This is a genomic window from Duganella violaceipulchra (assembly GCF_019166075.1).
In the GTDB taxonomy this organism is placed as follows: domain Bacteria; phylum Pseudomonadota; class Gammaproteobacteria; order Burkholderiales; family Burkholderiaceae_D; genus Rugamonas; species Rugamonas violaceipulchra.
In genome coordinates, this window is record NZ_JAHTGR010000092.1 from 1 (window position 1) to 741 (window position 741).

Here is a 741-nt window from a genome sequence, read left to right on the forward strand (position 1 = left end):
TCAGGAATTTCGTCGCGCAGGCGCGCCTGGGTGTGAGCGCCGCGGAGCACGAAACGTTCTTTACGCGGATGCTGTCCGATATCGACGAGCCGAGCGCGCCATACGGGCTGCTCGACGTGCAAGGCGGCGTGGCTGAACTGGATGAGGCGCGGCTGGTGCTGCCGGACGACCTGGCGGAGACGCTGCGTGCGCAGGCGCGCACGCTGGGCGTGAGCGCGGCCAGCTTGATGCACCTGGCCTGGGCGCAGGTGCTGTCTAAACTGACGGGCCGCCAGGAGGTGGTGTTCGGCACGGTGCTGTTTGGACGCATGCAGGGCGGCGCCGGCGCCGACCGGGTGCTGGGCATGTTCATCAATACGCTGCCGGTGCGCATCAGCATCGGCGACCGGGGCGTTGCCGAAGGTGTGCGCGGCACGCACGCGCTGCTGACGCAGTTGCTGCGGCACGAGCACGCGCCATTGGCGCTGGCGCAGCGCTGCAGTGCGGTGCAGGCGCCGTTGCCCTTGTTCTCGTCGCTGCTGAATTATCGTCACAGCGTGCCTGCCACAAATTCCGGGGATGAATATGATGAAGCCTGGCAGGGCGTCGAGATTGTGGATCGCGACGAACGCACGAACTATCCGCTCACGCTGTCGGTGGACGATCTGGGTGCCGGCTTCGTGCTGACGGCGCAGGTCGACCGCTCGGTATCGGCCGGCCGCGTGTGCGCCTATATGCAGACTGCGCTGGAGCAGCTGGCGG

General features: G+C 67.2%; 1 protein-coding gene. It reads left to right on the forward strand.

Annotation, left to right across the window (positions count from 1 at the left end; all coding sequences use genetic code 11):
* On the forward strand, positions 1 to 741 hold a 741-nt coding region (locus KVP70_RS33105; protein ID WP_229225263.1), incomplete at both ends, for a condensation domain-containing protein.